We start from the raw sequence: 4,850 nt of genomic DNA, 5'->3' as shown, positions 1-4,850 counted from the left end.
AGTCGTTGTTTCAGTAACTAAAGACGGTAAAGTCTTGACAGTAACTTCTCAATTGCCAGAAGATACTGAGTTCAACAACACTGTTATCCCACCAAATACACCACCAACAACTCCACCAACTACACCTCCTACTACACCACCAACGCCTCCAACTCCTCCAACACCAGTGGTTCCACCAGTGACACCACCAACTACACCAGAAGCTCCTAAAGGACCAGCTCTCCCTGAAACAGGTGATGATGCGTCTATGGCAGCTATGGCTCTCGGAGGAATCCTTGCGGCAGCTGGACTTGGTTTGGCAGGAAAACGCAAAAAAGAAGACTAAGATAGTTCATAGGTTAAATCCCTCAACATAGTTAGTTAGACTATTTCAGTTTTCGAAAAAGAGACTCACCCCATAAGGGGTGAGTCTTTTTTGTGGGCTTCTTGTCAACTGTAGTGGGTGCCGAAAAGCTAACATCTAGAGAGGACCGGATAAGTCCTCTTTTTATGTATGTTCAGAGTGATGAAGACACGTTTCTTAAAGTTGATGAAGTTTCTAAAACCGAAGCCCAACCGTTTGATGTATTTAATCAACTTATTAGTCGCTTCAAGTTTTGCGTTTGAATAGTCTGTTTCTAGTGCATTTTGGATGTATTACCTGTGTCTAAGAAAAGTCCTAAAGACCGTTTGAAAGTAGTGATTGACCTTGCTCATGTTCTCCTCTATCAACTCAAAGAATTCATCTACTCTCTTCTCCTAAAAGTGAAAAAGCAAAAGCTGATAAAGAGTATAGTAGTCGATGAGCTCTTCTGAAAAGTGTAATGTCTTCTCAACGACTTCATGTGGTGTTAAAGTTTGGCGGAAAGTCTTTGAATAAAAAGAGGTGAGAGATAGCTTACGACTGTCCTTTTGAAAGAGTCGCCAGTGATTTTTCAAAGCTCGATAGGGTAGTGACTTCTTATCGAACTGGTTCATAATGGCAATTTTAGTATTAAAAATACTGGCTCTATAATCTTTATAGTAGTTTTAGCCATTACAGACATTATAGAATATTTTTTTAATTATTCAGTCAAAAATAAAGGTTAATGAAAAAAATAATCATTAAAATTGTTGATATCTTTTTAATTTAATGGCATTAATAAATCTAAAAATATGCATATTTATACTTGGTTATTAGTTTTATTATGAGTGTACCTATAAATGTTGAGAGTGTAAAACGTGAGAATTATTCTATGATTCGAAAATTGTAATGCTTTTAAAAAGTAATATACGTTAACATTATAAGGTGCTCTAAAGGCTTTGGATAAAAAGCTTATTTTATATTTTGAATTATATGTGTAAAGTTTTATAGGTTCTGTATAAAGAAAGGTTGTAAAAAAATAATATTTTTTAAAGGATAATGCTTAAGTTGTTTTAAAAAAATAGAGAAAACTAATTTTATGATGGTAAAATATTGATTCAATTCTAATTATATGATATATTTTACGTTAGGGAAATTCAATTTATATTATTTTTAGAAGAGACAAGAGTAATCAAAATCTAATGATTCCTTGTCTAGGAGGAAATATGGGTAAAGATATCTTTAGTAAGAAGAGTCGTTTCTCGATTCGTAAATTGAATATCGGAGTCTGCTCGGTCTTGCTTGGTACTTTGATCATGATTGGTCACACAGCTCAAGCGGATGAAACGACATCTGATGGAGCAACAGTTGCAGCTACATCTGTAAGTACAAGTCAAGGCGAGGGAGTCGTGGCTACAACTTCGCCAAGCACAGCACCAGAAAGTGCAACAACTGCTACGGTAGCACCAGCAGCTACTGAAACTGTTACAGCGACGTCAGTTGTACCTACAAGTTCAGCGCCGGCAAATTCAGTAGCGACATCAACAAGTCCAGTAGTTGCTTCAGAAGTTACAGGCTCAGCAAATGTATCAACCGCAAAACCAGCAACTGCATCTGAGGCATCTCGTTCAGTCACAGCTTCTACAACACCATCAACTACAGCAAGCTCAGAGAGCGCTATCACAAATAATATTAGTGCGTCAGAAACTGCAAATGCGCCTCGTGTACGTAGTCGTCGAAGTATCGCACAAGGAGCAACACGTTCAGCATCAACTGCAACACGTGCGTCAGATGGTGCACAAAACCTTGATTATTCTAACAAAGAAAATGCTCAAGATTACGTACAGATTAGCTACGAAGTAGACAAGGCTAATAACGTTCTTCATTGGACTGTTCTTGATAATCCTGGTCGAAAAGCGAATGCCGCTAGTGGTTATGTTTACTTTACTATCCCTAAAGATTCTGTTGGCGCACCAACGAACTGGCAAGTTGTTCAAACTGACAAAAATGGAAAAGTAGTCAATACGCGTAATTACTGGAAGGATAATGATGGATCATACTTGATGGGTCAAAATGGTAGAATGGATACCTATACAGGCTCTGAAATGACTCAACGTTTGACCCAACTTTACAAAGATATAAAAAATCCAGCAATTCAAGGAAATGAAGCAGCGGTAGCGGCTCAAACAGCAGAACGTTCACAAGCTTTGTATACGATGACAGCGGATAATAATGCCATTCGTAATGTTATGTGGACGATTACATTTGATACACCGATCGTAGATAAATCTAAGCCACTTGACTATGTTGCAGGTATGCAAGGAACAGGAGTTATTGGCGGAAGAACGAATATTATGACTGGTTATGCGGATAACTTCATTGATAATGAAAGTTCAAAATTCCAAGCAGTAGCAGTCAAAGAAAAGTATACTGCAAAAGTTGGTGGAAGTTTTGATGCTACTCCGGCTAATTATGTAACCAATAAAGCTGGAACACCAGAATTCCCAAATAACTATCGTGGTGCAACAACATTTGCATGGAAAGACGGCCAAGCTCCAACTGCTACACAAGCAGGTACTTATACAAAAACCGTAGTGGTTACTTACCCAGCTCATTATAATCAGGCCCCACAAGAAGTGACAGTTACTTTTGAAGTTCAGGGTGAAACACCAAAACCAGTTGCACCAGCAAGTCAGGTTCCAGAAATTACTTCAAATCTTAATGGTAAAGCAAGTACACCAGCTGATGTGACTGTAAATGCAACAGCAGGCTCAACTGTAAAACTTTATAATAATGATGGCGTTGTGATCGGTGAAGCAGTAGCAAACGACCAAGGTGTAGCCACTGTTCACCCTACAAACAGCCTTCCAGAAGGAGAAATTACAGCTACCTCAACACCAGCAGGTGGAAGTGAGTCAGCTAAGAGTGCACCGATTACAGTTACAAAAACACAGTTGACCTATGTAGGTGGAGGAGTTAGTGGTGATAACTACACTCAACTTTTGGTTACCGAGTCACATCTTACAGTTTACCCAGGTGATCCTGTCAATGTAACAATTCAAGCAGCAGGATCACCGTCAGTTGAAAAATTTTGGATTCCTAATAATCCTTATTTGGCAAAAGGACTAGCATATACGAATGATTCTAATGGTGGTTTCCTGGATACAGCTGGCTCAAATACTTATAGACAGCGTAAGGCATACTATCGTGGTAATGTTGATATGACGCAGTCTGCAGGTAGTTCCACTGCTACCTATGCTGTTAGAAATAAAAATGGTAAAGTAGTAACGAGAAATCTTACAATTACCGTTCTTGAGACAGCTAAGAAGTATGAGCCAACTCCTGGAGGAGCAAAAGTAGAAGTTGCTGATCCTAATAATATAAGTGCAACTGAGAAGGCAGCTATTGAAAAAACGGTTGGAGACGCAAATACTGCGCTTCCACAAGGAACAACATACGTTGCGGATGAAAAGGGTAATGTTACTATTACTTATCCTGATAAATCAGTAGATAAAATTGCTGCTGCATACTTAGTTACACCTGCAAAAGACACCACAGCTCCAGATAAACCAGTAGTGAATACAGATCTTACAGGAAAAGCTGGAACTAAGCCATCAGTAGAAGTAACTGCAGAACCAGGCTCAACTGTTGCCCTTTACGATAAAGATAACAACAAGATCGGTGAAGCAACAGCGGGAGAAAATGGTAAAGCAACCATTACACCAACAGTTGATATTCCAGCAGGAAATGTAACAGCTAAAGCAACAGATGCAGCGGGTAACACATCAGTTGCAAGTGATCCTAAAGTAGCGACAGATACAACAGCGCCAGCGAAACCAGTAGTGAATACAGACCTAACAGGTAAAGCAGGCACTAAGCCATCAGTAGAAGTGAGCGCAGAACCAGGCTCAACCGTTGCCCTTTACGATAAAGATGGCAACAAGATTGGTGAAGGAACGGCTGCTAGCAATGGTAAAGTAACCATTACCCCAACTGTTGATATTCCAGCAGGAAATGTAACAGCCAAAGCGACAGATGCAGCGGGTAACACCTCAGACGCAAGTGATCCAAAAGTAGCAACAGATACAACAGCTCCAGCGAAACCAGTAGTGAATACAGACCTTACAGGTAAAGCCGGAACTAAGCCATCAGTAGAAGTAACTGCAGAACCAGGTTCAACTGTTGCTCTTTACGATAAAGATGGTAACAAGATTGGTGAAGGAACGGCTGCTAGCAATGGTAAAGTAACCATCACACCAACCGTTGCTATTCCAGAAGGTAATGTAACAGCTAAAGCGACTGACCCATCAGGAAACACCTCAGACGCAAGTGATCCAAAAGTAGCAACCGACACCACAGCGCCAGCGAAACCAGTAGTGAATACAGACCTCACAGGTAAAGCAGGTACTAAGCCATCAGTAGAAGTAACTGCAGAACCAGGCTCAACTGTTGCTCTTTACGATAAAGACGGCAACAAGATTGGTGAAGCGACAGCAGGCGCAAATGGTAAAGCAACCATTACGCCAAC

The 4,850-nt window shown here is 40.1% G+C and carries 2 protein-coding genes and 1 pseudogene; 2 read left to right on the top strand and 1 reads right to left on the bottom strand.

The genetic code is table 11. The features are described from left to right. Positions 1 to 325 (top strand): LPXTG cell wall anchor domain-containing protein (locus H7T93_RS09845; RefSeq protein WP_201041946.1); only part of this gene is annotated, 325 nt, incomplete at its 5' end. Positions 326 to 460: 135 nt separating this feature from the next. On the opposite strand, the pseudogene H7T93_RS09840 reads toward H7T93_RS09845, so the two are convergent. Further along, positions 461 to 972 (bottom strand): annotated as a pseudogene (locus tag H7T93_RS09840) (transposase); the annotation flags it as partial. 576 nt (positions 973 to 1,548) lie between these two features. Here H7T93_RS09840 and H7T93_RS09835 point away from each other — a divergent pair. Then, on the top strand, positions 1,549 to 4,850 hold a 3,302-nt coding region (locus H7T93_RS09835; protein ID WP_201041944.1), incomplete at its 3' end, for an Ig-like domain-containing protein.

It is taken from the genome of Streptococcus sp. 9.1 (assembly GCF_016648815.1).
Taxonomy (GTDB): Bacteria; Bacillota; Bacilli; order Lactobacillales; family Streptococcaceae; genus Streptococcus; species Streptococcus salivarius_E.
The sequence above is the reverse complement of the archived record's forward strand: the minus strand, read 5'-3'. Positions and strand labels throughout refer to the sequence as shown.